Here is a 17525-nt window from a genome sequence, read left to right as displayed (position 1 = left end):
CTGCACTTCGTCTCTTCTTCTGATTGCCCCTAAGACGGTCCGAGGCAGAACGGGACTGAACCGTGTCATGAAAATTTCGCAAATGGCCACGGCCGAAGCCGATCACGAGAGCACGACGATGGCACCGGGAAGCGACGTCACCTTGGCGCCATAGGCTTCCTTGACAAGGGCGATCAGATCGTCGACCCGGTCGATGGCAATGCGTGCCTCGACGGGACGGCGCCCGAGCGCTTCATTCGCGAGAATGATCCGACCGTTCCGATACCGATTGACCTCGCTGACGACGTCAGCAAGCGGCGTTTGCCGAAACACCAGTTGACCGTCGCGCCAGGCCATGACGACAGCAGGATCGACGATGGCAGGTGCGTTCACGATGCCATCGGCATAGAAGGCCTGCTTGCCCTCACCCACGGTGACGAATGTCCCCGCATAGGCGATCGCGACCGTGCCGCGATGACATGTGACCACGGAGCGCCCGCCTTCGCATCGGAGGTTGAACTGCGCATCGGTGGCGTGAACGGCCCCGCCTCCGGCCGCAACCGTCAGTGTTGCGGGCTGTTGCTGCGAGACGGAGATCGCGGCCTCACCGGAAATCAACTCGAGCCTGTTCGCGTTTGCGTCGTGAAGCACGTTGAGGCTGCTGCGGGTGTTCAATTCGACCGTAATTCCATCGCCCACCGCAATCTGGCGCCGCTCCGCGGTACGGGTTCGGTAATCGGCGGCCAGCTCCTGGGGCGATGGCCACAGCTCCATCGGCGGGTGCGCAATCAGATAACCGGCCCCGGCAACCGATGCCGCAATCGCTCCGCCCAGAAACCAGCGACGGGAATGTGCTGTTCGGCCCGACAATGCATGACCTGACGGCGCGAGCCCCAGCGACGCCGATACGGCTGGGTGGCGCGCCGCCTGTTCCAGCCTGTCCCACAGCGCATTGGCCTCGGCGAAAGCCCGCCCATGCGCCGGACTGCGCGCGCACCAGCTCGCCAGGTCCCGGCTATCCGCAGCCGTGACCTCGCCGGATGTCAGGCGGACGAGCCACGCCTGCGCCTCGTGCGCCAGCGCCTCATGCCCGTTCACGTCTGTCATTGGAGTGCTGTCCTCGCCCATCCCCTACCCCTAAGACTCTTTCGGGAGGCCGGGACCGAACCGGCGGATGACTTTTCTTCCCAGACGTTGCGAACAGTGCTGCAGGGCCTGCACGAGCTCCTTTTCAACCATTCGCGGGGAAATGCCGAATTTCACCGCGATGTCGGCGTGTTTCATTTCATTGACCCGCGCGAGCAGGAAGATCGCCTTGCGGCGCGGCGTCAGCTCGTTCAGCGCAGCCGCAAGCTCCTCTATCTCCCGTCGCGCGTCCGAAATGCGCTCGGGATCGAGGGTGTGGTCCATCATATGGCGCACCGCCTCGATCTCGGCGGGTGAGAGCTTGCGGTTGTCGGCCTTGCGACGGTCCGCGGCCTCGTTCAGTGCCATCCGGAACAGGTAAGACTCCGGCTTCTGAATAGCGCTGACGTCGCCAATCCGGTCGAGCCGCAGCCAAGTCTCGTGCAACACCTCGACCGCCAGGGCATCGGAGCCTAGCCGGCGACGCAGCCGCTCGCGAAACCGCTGATATTTGGCCTCGAAGATGCTCCGCATCCGGACGGTCGACGTTTCCGTCATCGTGCCGCCGCAGCCCCGGTCGCGCAGACCGCGTCGGACGTGCTGTGCTGCAGAATGACGGTGACGGGCTGCGGCAGCCCGACCGGCGGCGGTGTCACTCTGGCGCGCGCGATTGCGAGGGCTATGCGCGCATCGCGGCCATCGTCGCCGCTCGAACCGACCGGATGAATCGCATCGATCGATCCAGCCCGTCCCACCCACACCTGCACCACCGAACGGTACGGTCCGGGCCGTACCTCCGCATCGCTGCAGAGCGCCTGTTCGATCGTACCCTGAATCAGCGCGAAATAATGATTGAACTCCGCGCGACGATGCCCGTCAGAATGCTCGCCGTCGATCATCGGCGCCGTCGTGTTCGGACCGACCGTGAAGGCGGTGTCGCCGACACGACGAAACGAAAGACCGGTCCCAGCAAGAAGAATGCGCAATGCGTCCTGCGGGAGCAACCGCCCGTGAACGGCGGTTGATCGCTTGCCGCTGGCGACTTCGGCATCGACCAACGCAGCCAACCCCGTGCTGTCGGCAAATTCGACCAGCGCGCTGGCGAGCGGCTGCGCAGCAATGTCGAAACGTCGTGCTTCGCTGGACGCTTGCGCGTCGATCGGAGAACCCAGCAAAGCAACACCTACCGCAAGACGAAGCGCAACGCCCACATGCGCAACCCATGGCGCGGGCATTTGACCCCATCCTCACATTGAAGGGCACGTGACGTGCCAAGCTCGTACCTATGTGACAAGTATAACAACTAGATGTCAGGCCGATCTGCCGAATGATCAAGCGCAACATTCGTCGCACGCCACATATTGCTGCCGCTATTTATAAGGCGCGATGTGACATTGCTTCGCCGAGAAGGAGAACCGCGCCGGCAATTTGGAGGTGCCGGCTGGATCGGTGCCACAACGGGTATCTCGACCGCGAGCTAGCTTCCGTTACACGGCGGTGATTGCTTCTGCTGATTCCCGCCTTAACAACGGATGGACAAGGTGCCTGGGTCAAAGATTGCGTTTCTCCTCTTCCGTCAGAGCCTGCTTCTGTTGCTCGGTGAGATTGCCAAAGCCGACGACTTGCGCCGGGTTGTTCGGATCCTGACGCAGGCCCTGCCGGTCATCCTTGTCTTTGTCGCGGCGGCGGTCGTCGTCCGTCGGAGCGAGATTCGACGCGCCGCCATAGCCCAACACCTCGACGATGATCACCGACGGCTGCGCGTTCGCAGTATTTTGCTGCGTTGAATCCTTGACCGCATCGGCGGCAGCCTTGTCTTTGGTGTCGGGGATCAGATTGACCGCGGGCGCCTCCGCCTTCGGCACGCCTTTCGTTTCACCGCCGACTTTGATGTTGTCCGTGTTCAGCACGTATAACGCAGCCACATTGAAGTTACCGCTGACCCGGATGCCGGCGTCRCCGGCATCGACGGTGCCGACCGGGGCGATCGGATCCACATCACCCGGCTCGACGCCGGAGAAGCCAATCACCGTGCCGATGCCGGATCCGGTAATGTCGGAATTCTCCTTCACCAGGGTGACTGTATCGACATTGGTGCTCACGACGGGCGCGCTCGGCACGCGCGTCGTCTTGGCGCCGCGGCCGGCGTTGATATCGCCGAGCGTGGACCAGATCGTGATATCGCCGCCGGAGAAAGTGAGCACGCGCGAGCGGTTCACGACGACGTTTTGCTTCGCAAAAATATCGATGCGACCATAGCCAAGCGTGATCAGGCCGTAATTCGCCTCGACATTCTGGTTCAATGCGGCGATCTCCAGCCCGCCGCCCGGCGTATATACGCCGATGCTCCCGCCGAGGTTGGTGCGAACCAGCAGATTGCCGCTCTGCACGTTGCCTTTCCAGGCGTCACCCGGGAATAGTCTGGCGATTGCATCGTAACCGCGCGCGTAGCCGCCGGTCGCGCCGCCCGCGGTATAGTCGCGCCCCGCGGCACGCAGTTCCTGCATGTAGACCTGGCGCAGGAAGCGTTGCTGCGTCAGCACTGGCAGCGCCTGATACGCGGCCCATAGCTCGGCCGGGGACCCTAAAAGCAGCTGGCCAGTGGTATCGTAGATGAAGGATATCAGCCCAAATCGCAGTTGCTTGACGATTGCACCATCCCTTACCCCGAGCAGCTCGGTCATATAAAGCGGCCGCAACTCTCCATTGATCGCGACGGTCAGATAGCTCGGCATGCTCCCGACATTCGCCGGATCGAGATACGCCGCTGCCACTGCCGCGTAGTCCGGCTGCTGGCCGCGCAGGCCGGCCATCAATTCGATCGACGCGCCGGCTGCGGAGAGGCCTTTGATTGCCACGGGCGCCGGCGACGTTGACCGGAGGAAGGTCAGGTTTCCCGTGCTCACGACGCCCATCGTGTCGGCATAGATGTCGCGGCCGGCGGTCAGCAGCAATCCGCCCGGCCCCTGAATGGTGACGGCCGGATCAAGCACCGCGTTGAGGCCGGGCGTGTGATACAGGAAGTCGTTGCCGGCATGCATCCATGATACGTCGATGCCGTGCAGGTTGCGCAGGTTGAGCTTGAGGTCGAGGATGTCCGCCCCCGCCGAAATCCAGGTCTGTTCGTTTGATACCAGACTGCCGGAGCGGACGCTGCCGTTCAGCGCGTAGATGCGGCTCGGTGCGTAGTCGCCGGCGTTGCTCAGCACATCGGGATTGGAGACCCGGTTGAAATACGGCTGGCTCGTTCCGTAATACGCCGACGGATCGACCGCGTTGCGCAGCAGATCGAGAAACCGGGTGATGCTGGTCGATTGAAGATCCGAATACTGCAATGGGCCGCCGCTGCCGTTGAACGGGCGGAAGGGCGACGCCAGCATCTGCGGCGTCGCACGCGACATCAGGATGTTGCCGACGCCGATATTCCCCGCTGCCAGCATCTGCAGCTCGCCGCTGGCGGCCGGCAATGTCGAGAGCTGACCGAGATTGGCGATCGAGCCGTTCAGCGCTGTGATGCTGGTCAAGGCGGGGTAAAGATTGCCGGCGTACTGATTGGCAAATTGCACTTTCACCGTGGTTGCAGCGAACCAGTTATTCGCCGTCGTGACGTCCTGCGACAGATAAAGGCTCTGGTTGACCAGTGTGACATCGCCGCCTGTCGACATCAGGCTTACACGGCTGTTGTCGGTCTGCCCAAGCATGTAAGTCTGCGCGATGCCTGTACCGCGGGTGGGATCGTAGGACATCAGCGGATCGAGCACGGTCTGCACCCGCAAATCGCCGGCGGCACGAACTGTCAGCGAGGCATCTCCCAGCGCAAGCACCGGCGCGATGTCATAGCGAGTCGTGAGCGGCCGGGACCCGGTGATGATGCTGGAGACGGTGCGCCCTACCACAAAGGCTCCGGCATCGATCGTGGCGTCGCCGCGGGCGATGTAATAGTTGCCGGCCTTCACTTCGCCGCCGGCGACCACGGTCATGGCGCCGCCATTGTCCACCCGGAGCGTCTTTTCCGAATTGGCTGTCTTGCCGCCGCTGACGCGTCCGGTGGTGGCCAACGCGACCAGCAGGTTGTCGAGGTCGCCGCCGGCCTGAACATTGACGTTGCCGCCGCCGAGCGCGCCGACGCCCTGGATGAACTTGCTGTAGTCGATCCACCATGTGCTCTGTTGCGTCAACAGCAGATCATTGGCGTTGTTGACGGCGCCCGCTTTTCTGAGCCAGGCCGTATAGAGCATGTTGTTGGCGTTCACAGTTGGCAACGTGCTGATGACGCTGCCACCGGCGCCGATGCTGAGATTGCCGCCCTGGATGCCGTAGACCGCCCCTGTCGTTCCAGCGCTGAAATCGCCAAAGGGCGCCGTATCCTGGCGGCCGGCGGTGTAGATCACCGATTGATAATGGGCGAGCTGGATGTCGCGCCCGGCGCGGACGGCGAGATCGCCGGTGCCGGTGCGCGCCAGATAGCCGGTGGTGGCGTTGCCGAGCCGCAGCGAGCCGCTGCCCGTGGCAAGTCCGGCGATCGGCCGCACCGCCAGCGCATCCGCGGCATTGATGTCGGCGCCGGCCACCAGCCGGAGATCCCAAGAGTCCTGGGCCAGCAACGCGCTGGTGCGGGTGGCATTGCTGAAGCCGTCGCTGATATTGCCGAGCAGGTTGAGGTTGCCCGCCGCGCGCAGTGTCAGGCTGCCCTGATGTGTCGTCAGGCCGGACAGATCCCAGTCGGCGGCAAGCGTCAGGTCGCCGTCGCTGCGGATATCGATCCCCGACGTGATGGCGAGATTGACGCCGGTGCCGAGGCGCGTTGCAACGGAGGCCGCGTTCGCCGCGAAAGCGTTGGCCGCTGCATTGGCCTGCGCGATCAGCGCGGCATCGATGAGCGAAACCAGAACGGGATTGCCATTGACATCAGTCTGCCGCCAGACACCCTCCAGGACAGCCGAGCGCGCGCCGACAATGGTTGCGGCAAGATTGCTCACCATGACGTGGTTCGGCGCAATGGTCTGCTGCGCGCGGAAACGAACCTTGCCGCCTTCGCCGCCAGAGACGTCGATCACGCCGCCTGTGATGTCGAGCATGCCGCCGCTGGCGTCGAGCGTGACCCGGCCGCTGCCGAGCGCCGTGGTCGAGCGCGCGATCAGGCTGGCGCCATTCGCCATCGCCACGCCGTTGCCGCCGGCAATCGCGATGCTGCCGCCGTAGGCCGCGCTGGCATCGACAGTGCCGGTGATGGTCACCCTGCCGGCATCGGTGGTGAGGACGAAGCTTTCCACGCGGGTATTGCCATCGAGCGTGACGTCGCCGTCGCGGATGCGGAACTGGCGCGCGCGGCTGAAGCCCGCAGCTTCCAATTGCTGGCCGAAGCCGCCGAAGTTCGACAGTGCGCCGATGTCGAGCGCGAACGAGCCGCCCCGACCCGCCGCGGCATGTGCGTCGATCGCACCGGCCAGCACCACCGTGCCGCCGCCCGAGGCCACGGCGGACAGGCTGCCGGCATCGCCGCCGCCGGCGGTTGCCGCAAGGTTGAGGGTAGCGCCGGCGTCGAGCAGCACATTGCCGCCAACCGCCGTGAGATTGATCGTCCCGGCATTGGTATAGGCTGTGACGTCGTTGAAGACCTTGCCGAAACCGCCGACGTCAAGGGAGGCCCCGTTGCGCAGCACCACGTTGCCCGCGGTTGCCGTCAGCGACACGCCGCCGCCGATCGCCATGACGCGACCGCCGAAATCAACTTGGCTGCCGGTGAAAGCCCAGCGCGAACCGAGGCTATCGACATCGCGCGCTGACATTGCCCCGAGGGCATCGACCGACAGAGCGCCGCTGGTAACAATCGACTGGTTCGCACCGCCCTGCCCGGTGATGACCGGGACCGCGATGTACAAGCTGGCCGAACCGGCGTCGAGGCTGCCTTTGCCTTGGGCGACGAGGCGGCTACCGGCATTGATCGATACCGTGTTGAAACCGCGCAGCGATTTGACGCCACTGCCGAGGACGAGTTGGTTGGCGTTCAGCGCCAGCGTGCCCTGATTGGCGACCAGCGGATCGACCAGGCTGCCCGACGAGTTGCGGAGGACGATCGTGTCACCCGTAACGACGGTCGCGCCGGCGCCGCGACCGACCAATGCCGTCGCGTCCAGCGTGATCGACTTCAGACCCGCCGAGCCGAAATCGATGCCGTTGTAGAAATCGATCGTCGCGTAGCTGCGCAGCGTCAGATTCTGCGCGCTGTTGAAACGCGCCAGGCTGGCGGCATCGAACACCAGGCCAGAATTGCCGCCCCCGAACCCGATGTTGCTGCCGGACAGCGTGATGTCCGCCGCAGACACCTGTGCCGAACCGGCGAGCGTGGTGTTGCGGGTCGCATCGATCATCAGCGCCGTGCCGCCTGCGAGGACTGCGCCGGCTCCGATTTCGACCTCGCCGCGTGTCGCCTCCGCGCCCGCGCGAACGACGCTGGCGACGTCGCCGTTCGAAAGCCGAATAAGCGCGCCGTAGTCCCGCGCCGGGATCAGCGCGTGATCATCAGCGGTGTTGTCAGGTGTATTGTTGTTGGCCGGGTTCTCAGCGAATTGCGGCTTGATAATGAGGTCGCCGCTGCCGCCGTTCACCACTCCCTCTGCCCGCAGCACGCTGCCGGCGCTGATGCTGATGGTGTTCGTCGAGGCCAGGATGATTTCGGGTCCGACCAGCGCACTCGACGCGTCGTTGCGCACCACGATGCTGCCGCCAATGACTTCGATGCCGAGGCCGGCCGTCGCGCCGCTGCGAACGCCGCCGAGCAGCAGGCTCGCTGCACCGAAGCTGGAAAGCCGCGCGGAGTCGATGATCAGATACCCCGCCAGACCGCTGCGGTCCTGTCCGGCGCCGATCACCGCGATATTGGTCGCTGCGATATCCACCAGACCTGCGCGACCGCCCTCCGGCGCCGCGGCAGAGCGGAGTTGGCCATCGAGCGACAGTTCACTGGTCGCCCTGAACACCACCGCGCCGCCGTCGGCGGGCAGCCGCGGCGTCACGATATCGCGGCCGATCAAGCGGTACTGCGTCAGTTTGAAAGCATCGGAGGCGAAAAAGCTGTTGGCACTGGCTTCGTTGAATTCGCTGTAGGCGCGCACCACGCTGCCGCTCATCACGCGGAACGTCGAGGTCAGCGCATCGGCAGCGCCATCCCGGCCATTGCCCAGACGTCCCGACATCAGCACTGTACCGTCCAGCAAAGTGACGGGATCGACGACGCTATGGCTGTCGCTGCCGGCGACAGCCTGGACGGCAAACGCGCCAGGCAGCAGCGCATATTGCGGTGGCATCAGCGCGTACCAGCCCGCCGCCAAACCATTGCCGCCCGCGAGCCAGATTCTGCTGCCGATGCCGGCATTGCTGCTGGGCGCGGTCGCTCCGCCCGCCGCGGGGACGATGGCGTAGACGCCAGGCATTGCGAGAATATTGTGCGAGCCGCCGCTACCGACCACGAATTCCGATGCGTGCAGATCGCCGCCACCGCGAATGTCGATCACCGACCCTGTCGCCACATTGATGGAGGGCGCATCGAGCGTGATCTGCTTCTCCGGAAGACGATCCAGCGTCGGAGGACGCGTCGTGGTCGCCCGCTTGGTCGGATCTCCCCAGAACTCGCCATTGATCAGGAGGCCATAGGGCAGAACCAGCCCGTCGCCGGACACCGACGTGGTGCTGCCGGAGCCTAGCGTAACGCGGCTGCTCGCCTTGAAATTGATCACACCGAACGGCGCGCGGACGACACCGTTCTGCTCGATCACCGGCGCTTCCAGCGTCAGAGAGCCCGCCGCAGACAGCGGCAACGCGGACTCGCCATTGGCTTCGATGAGCAGTTGCGCACCGGCCTTGATCGAGGCTTGCACGCCGGTCGCCGGATAGATCTGGCCGGCCTTCAGGGCGAGCTTACCGTCCGCAAACAGCATCGCCTGGCGGTCAAACGTCAGGTCGGCGAGCAGCCCGCCCAGCCGCAGATCGTGAGCCACGAGTCGGGTTTCGGCGAAGCCGGTGAATGCACCCTGGGTAACGTCGATCAGGTCGGCAATGAGCACGATCTCGCCGCTCCCTGCCGCAGTGGGAGCCCGAGTCGGAACAGTGCTTGGCAGCAGGCTATTGGACAGCGAAACATAGGGCGCCGCAAGCTGTACGGTGCCCGCTCCTGCACTGGCAATGATCCCATCTATTGCGATCGAGCGCGTGAAGCTGAGATCGACGCGGTCGAACACCACGCTCCCAACGGACACGAGCGTCAATTCGGCGAAGCCCCCGTCCTGTAGTGAGCCCGGCCTGACGACGCCGCGGCCCGCTGCGGCATTGATTGCATCGGAAACGAAGATCGTTCCGGCTCTCTGATTGATTTTGATACTGCCGCCGGAAGCGCCAGGGCCGCCGGATCGACCGCGAAGGTCTCCTTCGATCAGACCGCCGAACATCTCTGCGGAAATCAGACCGCCATTGCTGGGCAAGCCGACCGACCTGAAGCCACGTCCCGCCCTGAGATCGACTTCGCCGTCCGCGCCTGACACATCGATCAGCGAGCCGGCTTTGATATCAATGTTGGTTGCAGTGAGTTTTACGGAGCCGCCGCTAAGCACGCTGCCGGTGCGTAGGCCAGTCCAGGTATCAACCATGATCGCGGCGACGCCGCGCGTGTCGATGCGACCGCCATTTGCCAGCGTGAAGTTGCCGGTGTTGATTGTGACCATACCGGCTCGCGCCTCGATGGCGCCGTCGATCTGCACGGAGCCCGTGAACCCCGCCCCCTGACTAAAGCTGATATTGCCTCCAATATCGGTGGTCAGCGTGGCGCCGGCGCCGATCCTGATCAGATTTGGCGTATCGATGCTCAGTGACGCTGCGCCGCGCGTCATGCGTTCCTGCAGATCGAGGACGCGGACCGCACCGAGCGACGTGACCTTGCTGCCAGTGACATAGCCGAGCGCGCCGCCGGAGCCCAGTTCGACGCCGACCGGAATCTGCGAGACAGTCTCCCCCTCGGGAATGGTGACGTTGCCGGTAGTCTGAATTGACACCGAGCGGAAACCGCGGTCAGCATACAGCGTTCCCGGCACGTATCGTGTCAGGGGGTCTGCAGGCAGCGTGCCGCCGATCCGGACGTCGCCCAGCATCGACAGGATAAGAGTGCCGCCCGACCCGGCGGCGTAGGCACGCATGTCGATGATGGACAGGTCGTTGTTCGCCATGTTCGTCAATTCGAGCGTACCGGCATCGCCCAGCCGCAAATTCTGTTTGCCGCCGCGCCTGCTGAGCCAGCCGCCACCGGACACATCCAGCACCGCGCTGGATGCCACGCTGACCGTGCCGACCACGCCGAGTTTCGCGGAGTTCGGACTGACGATCAGGCCGATCCTGCCGCCGCTGATATTCGGCGCCTGGGTCGGCGCGCCACTGGCATATTCATTGATCCACTGACCGCTGACATCGATGACCGCACTAGCACCAAGCGTCAGGTTGTTGTTGGTGTTCAAAGTGATGGTGCCGCCGGCCGCACGAATGCGACCATCGATGACGACGCTGGTTTTGGTCAGCTCCGAGGACGTGATGTTCTGGATCAGCGCCAGCGACGCACCCGGGATCAATTCGAGGCTGGCGTCTTCGGTAACGCTGAAGTTTTTATTGTAGTACAGTTCGAAATTGCCGAGCCCGGATTTGTTGAGCATAGCAACATCGAGATAGGTGGTCTTGGCACGGGATGGCCCGTCGGACGTGGGGTCGTAGAACGCAGCCGGCATCGCCGAGTTGGCGGTGAAGCCGCTGCCGAGCAATGTCGGGCTAGCGGTCATGGCGATGCTGGAACTCAGCCACAGCGTATCCTCCACGCCGCCGCCGCCAACTTGCAGCGTCCCGGCGGTTGCCGCCTCACCGCTGGCTGCCTGCCTCTCCCCGGTAACGACGCGACCATCGATCTCGCCTTCCATGGCGAAGCCCGCGGCATTATAGACGACGAGGCGTCCGGCATCACGGCCTTCGACATAGCCCCGCTCGAAACGCTCGCCGATACCACGATCGAAGATGGTGCTCCATGTCTCGGTGATATTGGTTCGAGTATGATAGCGAGAGAATTTCCCGGGAAGCCCGACATAGAGTCGATCCGGGGTCGCGTCGCCAATGCCGTAGATGCGCCCGTCCGCGCCGACGAGATTCGTCGTGCGGATGTAGCCGTCAGCGTAACGGACTGTTCCTCCGGCGATGTCGAGTGTTGCCCCGGCGCGAACCACGATATCGCCGCTGGACTTCAGAATGATTTTGCCACCCGCGGTCGAAAGTTCTGCCAGCGAGGTCGATCCCGTGCCGATCCAGGCGCTGACATCGCCGATCGGCGTCCCCACCCAGTTGCCGGTCTGGTAGCTGCCATCCGCGTTCTGAATCCATTGGACGCCCGCCATCGGGCCATCCTTGAACGATCCGCTCACCCGCTTGTCCACATAGACCGTCGCGCCGCGCAGCCAGGAATCGATATAGAGTACGCTGTCGCGCAGTTCATTGATGCGCAGCTCCGCCTTGACGCTGTTGCTCTCCATGCTGAGCAGAACATCCTGCAAGCCGGCGACGCTGAGCAGCGCGTTCTCACCGATATAGAGCCGGCTGCCATCGCGCACCGGTTCGGTCGTGGTGGGCTTGGAACCGGCGATCCAGACTTTGCTCGCGACGGCCGATATGGTGCCCGACGGAACCACGACCGTTGCCCCGCTCTGGATGTCGATCAGCGCGCCACGCAGATCGACCCTTCCCGTGCGATACCGCGCTTCGATGGCGCTCAATTCGATGCTGCCGGTATCGGTCAGGTCGGGCACGACCGTGGTGACGCTACCACTGGCCAGTGTCAGCGTGCCGTTCAACCAGGAATAGGTCACGAGCTTATCACCGGTATGGCCGACGAAACCCTGACTGGTGCCGCGCAGCAGCACCGAACCGTCCTGGTTGTTCAGGGCGGTCGATGCGAGCAGCACGCCGTTCTGAGTGACGTTGCGGGCCGCGATGGTGATATTGCCGCGGCTCGCCTCGATCGCTCCGTTGTTCACGACCTGGTAGCCGACGCTGGCCGCGCGCGCGTCCATTTCTGCCGCCGCCGAAACGTAGATGTCTTTGACGGCCTGTGGAGAACCGCTCCAGGTCCAGTCGCTGTAGCTCATCAGAAATCGCATCGGAGACGAGGCGAGCACGTCGAGACCGCGCACCGTCCTGTCTGGATCCGCAATCGAATTGGCACCAGCCTCGAAAACCAGCGGATCGAACACCCATGCATTTTCGCCGCCGGCCATTAGTATCTGCCCGCCGGGGGTCCTGATCGAACCCGCATTCACCACGTGCGGCGCAAAAAACATCGCCTTGCCGCCTGTCTGGCTCTCGATCAGCGCGCCAGCTTCGACCACGACGCTTCCGGGCGTGGAGCCGTAAACGGCAGGATTTGCTGTCGGCGATGTCTCAGCGGGGATGTCGCCGAATGTCGGGAGTATCGAGCTCGCGCCGACAAGGATATTCTTGGCGATACCAGCCTTGAACTGCTCGTTGCTCAGGCTCAGCGACGACGCCACCAGCGTGTGGACGTTGACCTGGCTCGATCCGCCGAAAATGATTCCGTTGCGGTTGATCACATAGACTTGTCCATCGGCCTTGATGGTACCGAGAATCCGGCTCGGCGCCGCCGATGAATCCAGCACCCGGTTGAGTGCGATCCAGTTCGCCGTGTCCTTGCCGCCGGCACTCTGGTCGAACCGTAGGTCGGTGTCGCGGCCGACATTGAACGTCTGCCATGTGAGAATAGCCTTGGCTTCGTTCTGCTTGATCTCGACCTGCGTGCGGCCGCCAGAGACCATCTGCGTCGGCAGGTTGGCGCCCTGCCACAGGCCGGCGCCGCCATCGGTCTTGCCCGGCACCGCGCCTGGCGCCATCACCAGCCCGCCCGGCGTCAGTCCATTCGGCACCGTGCTGCCGGCCGCCAGCGCCGCGGCGCGCGCCGCCGCCTGGATGTTACGCATGCCCTGCATCGACGCCGCGGCACGGATCATCGCCTGTGACGCCGTCGCTGCCGCCTGCGCGGTGCCCGCCTGGGCCGTTGCTGCGGCGGCTGCCGCTGCGCTCACCGACGGTCCACTGCCCTGCAGGCTCCGCGCCTGAGCGCCGGCCAGTGAACCGATCAACAACGCTGTCGCGCTGACGCCGACAAGCAGCGAACCGTGGAGATACGATGTGCGCTGGGATGATTGCGTTGCAGAGCGAATGGCGATCCGTGACATCAACATCGTGAAACCTCTAGGCATCAGTTCGGTCAGTTTTGACCTCGGACAAACCAAGATCGACATTGGCAGGCAAACGACTGCCAGCACCGTCTCATTAGGTTGACCGATGGGATGACCCCAGACAGACACGTCAAACGTCGTTTTTTTGAGAATCTTTTGCGATCGCGCGTCACACTCCTGTCATGCAGGGCATGCGTCAGCCGAGCAGGACTATTCCGCCAGGAAGCGACCGCACGCGAATGCCGAACACAGACTGCAGCCTCGGTACGACCTCATCAATCCGGTCGATGCGGAAGTTGGCAAACACCTGACGGCGACCGAGCTCTTCGCTCATCAGAACCAATCGACCTGGCCGATAACGATTGACCTCGTCGATCACGCGGGACAACGGATCGCTACGAAACACCAGCATTCCGTGTTGCCACGCTGTCACCGAAGCGACATCGGTCGGGATGGCTGGCTGTAAACCTTTGGCGTCGTAAGTCACCTGTTGTTGCGGTTGCAGCCTCACCGCAGATTCGCCGTGCTCGACCAGAACCTCTCCGGTCAGACAACTGACGCACCCGGTTGATCCGGTATGTCGGACATTGAAGGCTGCATTCTGACCAGTGGCGCGACCACCGCCAGCGAGGACCACGAAGGGCCGCATCGATTGACGATCCGCGACGATCGCAGCCTCGCCGGACACCAACTCGATCTGGTCGGTATTTCCGGACACCGGTAGCAGTGCAACGCTGGTCTGGGTATTCAATGCCACCGAAACATCCGCGAGCTGGATCTTCCGGGTTTCGCCCTTCGCAGTCCGGTAATCGGATGTCATCTCGGTGAGCGTCGGCCACAGCCCAAGCGGCGGCCGGCTTGTTATCACTGCGACGCCGACCACCGACGCCGCCATCGCGCCGCCGAGGAAGGCTCGGCGCCCGAGCCCGTTCTGCGGGTCTGATCGACGACGTGCGCTGTCGAACGTTTCCGACCGACTGACCGCCTGTTCAGCAGCTGGGCGCAGCACGCTCCACAGCAATTTTGCTTCGGCAAAAGCCCTGCGATGAGCCGGGCTTGTCGAGCGCCAGCGATCGAACGCGGAGAGATCTGCGGTGGTGGCCTCTCCGGAGGTCAGGCGCGATACCCAGGCCCGCGCCTCACGCGTGAGTTCATCCACCGGAAGACTTGTTTTGGCAACCCCGCTCGTCATGTGCGACGCCGTCCCGGGATGCGAAAGAGAACGGTCGGAGTCATGATTGCCTTTCCGAATCTCGCGGGCCGAACACTCTAACGACATTCCTGTCGAGCCGCTCGCCGCAATAATCAAGCGCCTTGCGTAATTCGCGATCCACCATGCGAACAGATAGACCGGTCCGCTCCGCGATCACGCGATGGGGCAATTCGTCCACACGTGCCATGATGAAGATCGCGCGCCGTCGCGGCGGCAGTTCGTCGAGAGCCTGCGCCAAAGCATTGACGTCCGAGCGCGCTTCGGCGAACCGCTCTGGATCGAGTTCATCTTCATCAAGCGCCATCAACGGCTCGACTTCGGAATAGGTCAATCGCCGCTTTTGAGAGTCGCGTGCGTCTGCGGCAACGTTCAGCGCCATCCGAAACAGATAGGCCTCGGGGCTGCGCAGAGTGCCGGCGCTGCCCATCCGGTTCAGCCGCAGCCAGGTCTCCTGAAGGGAATCGCTGGCAAGATCGGGCGAGCGCAAGCGTCTCGCCAACCGATTTCTCAGATCATCATAGCGATCGACCAGAAGATCGCGCAAAGTCGCCCAGCTGGTTTCAGTCACGGGAGCTGCCCTGCGCGCACGGGCCGACAGCCGCTGGCATTATGCGACGGGCGCGACACAACAATCACGGTCGCTGGCTGCGGCAGTCCGTCCGGTCGCTTTTGCCCGACTTCCAATGACTCAAGTCGCTTGGCAACCGCGGCGTCGCGGTCGCCATCGCCCGTTGTATCGAGCAGCACCGCATGCTGGACGCTGCCGGTGGGACCGATCCACATTTGCGCGGCAACGCGATATGGCCCCCTAGAATCGTCATCGTAACTGCACATCACCCGCCCAAGTGCGGACTGCAGCGCCGCGGAAAATGATGCGTATGGATCCGGACTATCTCCGACCTGGCGACCGGGCGCTTGGTGCGGCAACAGAGTGACGGCGCCGCGGTCCACATAGCGGACATCGAGACCGCCTGCCGCCACCATCCGGCGCAAGGCGATCGTGGGATGAAACATGCCACTGACAGGTGAGGCGTAGCGGCCTGCAAGAAGATCGTCATCTACCAGAATTTCGATACCGGTTACTCGCGCATAGACGACGAGGGCATCCGCCAGAGGTTGCGCCGCTATATCGAACGAGATTTTCTCGTGCTTGGGCTGCTGCGCGAAAACCTGCTCAATGCATGAGAACAGCAACAGGAATACTAAGGGCACGCACAACGGCAACCGTCGGGACGCAGACCGCACGCAGTCTCCTAGACCCGATCGCACCCAAACATCCTCGAATCGATGCCCGCTCAGGCGAGCCTGCTGCGCCCACCCTGAACAGGAGACAGATCGGGCCGCAAAAGCCGCGCGAACAAAAACAGACCGGCCCGCTCCATTCGTAACATTTATGGACCCGATCTCGCCGGGAGCGATACTGGAGCGCTATGACACCATCATGACGCCGGGCAATGGATCATCTTAAGAGCACAGTCCGAATAGTTTTCGATGAAGTTGGCCAATGCGACATCTCTGCCACATCGTCGGGATCGGATTTTGGGAATAGAACACGGCGCAATGCGCGAAAAGAAGATCGAGGCCTCGTCCTCCCGTCGTGCGCGTCATGAGAAGCAAGCCGTTGGTGCTCTTGCGAAACCGGTCGATAGCCAGCTTTCTTTCCTGATCCGTCTTCTCTCCAGTCAGTTCGAACAATGGCAGACGCGCGGCCGCCAGGATCGGTTTCAATCCCTCCAGAAGTGTGATGGTGCGGCATGTTCCTTGCAGCAAGCGGACATCTGCGTCACGCCACAAAACATCAGCGCTGCTCTCAATTCTTTTTCGACGAGGCGCTCCGAGACGGCCAGTTCGTCGGCGATCTCGCGCAACTTGCGCCCTTCCAGCCGCGATGCAAACGGGATTAGCGCCGACGCGGAGAGAGTTCGTCGAACGCCGCCTTGAGGGCCTCGAACTCCTGCCGGGCTTCCAGGCTGCGCAGCGGATCGAGCGCTTCATCGACAAAGCCGAGCCCTTCATCCAAGTCGGACAGGTTGGTCAGGCGGCGTTCGCGGCGAAAGCGCATCCGCACAATATTGGTGGCAATCGTCAGCAGATAGCGCTTCGGACTATAGATGACGCTCATCAGCGAGGAACGCTCGATATGCAGATAAGTCTCCTGCAACACCTCGCTTGCAACACCCTCGGATCCGAGCCGACGCATGAGTCGCCGTCGCAGATCGTCATACTCGCTGACCAGCATCTGTCGTAGCAGGGTGACATCCGCAGAATTACTCATGGGCAGCGGATCGCGAATCCGTTCCTTGCCCCTGCATCATGCAGGCCGACGACCCTGAGACTGTTTCGGCATGATCATCAGGTTGACTGGCTGAGGCATGGCGGCCAATGGCGGCGCGCCGATCAACAGCCCCGTCAGGGCGGCTATGTAGACACGATCACGCGCTTCGATCCCGGTTCCTGGCAGCAGTTCCGCGCGTTGCACTTCGCCCGTCGACGATATCCAGACCCGCGCGAGAAAATCGTCAGGGTCGCTCGCAGCCACGGGGGCGCGGCAGAACGCCCGATCCAGGCCTTGCTGGACCAAAGCGAGATAAAGGGAAAACTCCGCGAGCCCCGCCTTTGCCCGTTTCACATCGGAGGCCACGGCGTGTGGTGCCGGCGCAAGAATGGTGATGGTACCGCGATCGAACGAGGTGCTCGACAAGCCGGTGCCCTTCAACATCACCCGCAGCGCAGCGTCTAYCGGATATTCGCCATGCACCGGGAACGAACGCCGCCCGGAGACGACGCCAGTTTCGTAAAACAACGCGACCTGCGTGGCGACACCGAATGCCTTGAGCGCGACGTCCAGGGCCTGCGACGGAATATCCAGCATGACAGACTTGACGCCGGCGTCTTCCTACGTCGCATCAACGCGCACGCGATCAATCCTGCTTTCC

10 protein-coding genes are annotated in these 17525 nt (G+C 63.3%); 1 reads left to right on the top strand and 9 read right to left on the bottom strand.

The genetic code is table 11. The features are described 5' to 3' along the window. Positions 1-102 precede the first annotated feature (102 nt). The 7 genes from AC1DUY_RS22400 to AC1DUY_RS22370 form a co-directional block, all read right to left on the bottom strand. The gene (locus tag AC1DUY_RS22400) at positions 103-1086 is read right to left on the bottom strand and encodes a FecR family protein (RefSeq protein WP_478117190.1); all 984 of its coding nucleotides are present in this window, start codon (positions 1084-1086) and stop codon (positions 103-105) included. A 30-nt stretch (positions 1087-1116) separates the two neighbouring features. Continuing rightward, the gene (locus tag AC1DUY_RS22395) at positions 1117-1662 is read right to left on the bottom strand and encodes an RNA polymerase sigma factor (protein WP_478117188.1); all 546 of its coding nucleotides are present in this window, start codon (positions 1660-1662) and stop codon (positions 1117-1119) included. Then, complete coding sequence (locus AC1DUY_RS22390) at positions 1659-2339, bottom strand: STN domain-containing protein (protein ID WP_478117186.1); 681 nt, start codon at positions 2337-2339, stop codon at positions 1659-1661. Before AC1DUY_RS22390 ends, AC1DUY_RS22395 begins: the two co-directional genes overlap by 4 nt. Positions 2340-2654: 315 nt before the next feature. Then, positions 2655-13379, bottom strand: a complete 10725-nt coding sequence (locus tag AC1DUY_RS22385) for a filamentous haemagglutinin family protein (RefSeq protein ID WP_478117184.1) — start codon at positions 13377-13379, stop codon at positions 2655-2657. Between the two features lie 193 nt (positions 13380-13572). Further along, complete coding sequence (locus tag AC1DUY_RS22380) at positions 13573-14685, bottom strand: FecR family protein (RefSeq protein WP_478117182.1); 1113 nt, start codon at positions 14683-14685, stop codon at positions 13573-13575. Then, a complete protein-coding gene (locus AC1DUY_RS22375) occupies positions 14609-15133 on the bottom strand; it encodes an RNA polymerase sigma factor (RefSeq protein WP_478117180.1) in 525 nt (174 codons plus the stop codon). Before AC1DUY_RS22375 ends, AC1DUY_RS22380 begins: the two co-directional genes overlap by 77 nt. Before the next feature lie 20 nt (positions 15134-15153). Then, positions 15154-15801 (bottom strand): STN domain-containing protein, encoded by a 648-nt coding sequence (locus AC1DUY_RS22370; RefSeq protein ID WP_478117178.1) that lies wholly within the window; start codon positions 15799-15801, stop codon positions 15154-15156. A 279-nt stretch (positions 15802-16080) separates the two neighbouring features. On the opposite strand from AC1DUY_RS22370, the gene AC1DUY_RS22365 reads away from it, so the two are divergent. Further along, positions 16081-16530 carry a hypothetical protein gene (locus tag AC1DUY_RS22365; protein ID WP_478117176.1) on the top strand — a complete coding sequence of 150 codons (450 nt, stop codon included), beginning with the start codon at positions 16081-16083 and terminating at the stop codon, positions 16528-16530. Here AC1DUY_RS22365 and AC1DUY_RS22360 read toward each other — a convergent pair. Together AC1DUY_RS22360 and AC1DUY_RS22355 are read right to left on the bottom strand one after the other, a co-directional pair. Beyond that, positions 16490-16828, bottom strand: coding sequence for an RNA polymerase sigma factor (locus tag AC1DUY_RS22360; RefSeq protein ID WP_478117174.1), 339 nt, complete (start codon positions 16826-16828; stop codon positions 16490-16492). The two genes, AC1DUY_RS22365 and AC1DUY_RS22360, sit on opposite strands and share 41 nt — an antisense overlap. 72 nt (positions 16829-16900) lie before the next feature. Next, positions 16901-17461, bottom strand: coding sequence for an STN domain-containing protein (locus AC1DUY_RS22355; protein ID WP_478117172.1), 561 nt, complete (start codon positions 17459-17461; stop codon positions 16901-16903). Positions 17462-17525 lie beyond the last annotated feature (64 nt).

It is taken from the genome of Tardiphaga sp. P4_G1 (genome assembly GCF_056401215.1).
Note: the sequence above shows the minus strand (reverse complement) of the source record. Positions and strands in the feature narration are given on the sequence as shown.

Excerpts from the sequence above, each read along its gene's own strand:
- AC1DUY_RS22390 (WP_478117186.1), bottom strand. The coding sequence starts at position 2,339 with ATGCCCGCGCCATGGGTTGCGCATGTGGGCGTTGCGCTTCGTCTTGCG.
- AC1DUY_RS22365 (WP_478117176.1), top strand. The coding sequence starts at position 16,081 with ATGAAGTTGGCCAATGCGACATCTCTGCCACATCGTCGGGATCGGATT.
- AC1DUY_RS22395 (WP_478117188.1), bottom strand. The coding sequence starts at position 1,662 with ATGACGGAAACGTCGACCGTCCGGATGCGGAGCATCTTCGAGGCCAAA.
- AC1DUY_RS22400 (WP_478117190.1), bottom strand. The coding sequence starts at position 1,086 with ATGACAGACGTGAACGGGCATGAGGCGCTGGCGCACGAGGCGCAGGCG.
- AC1DUY_RS22360 (WP_478117174.1), bottom strand. The coding sequence starts at position 16,828 with ATGCTGGTCAGCGAGTATGACGATCTGCGACGGCGACTCATGCGTCGG.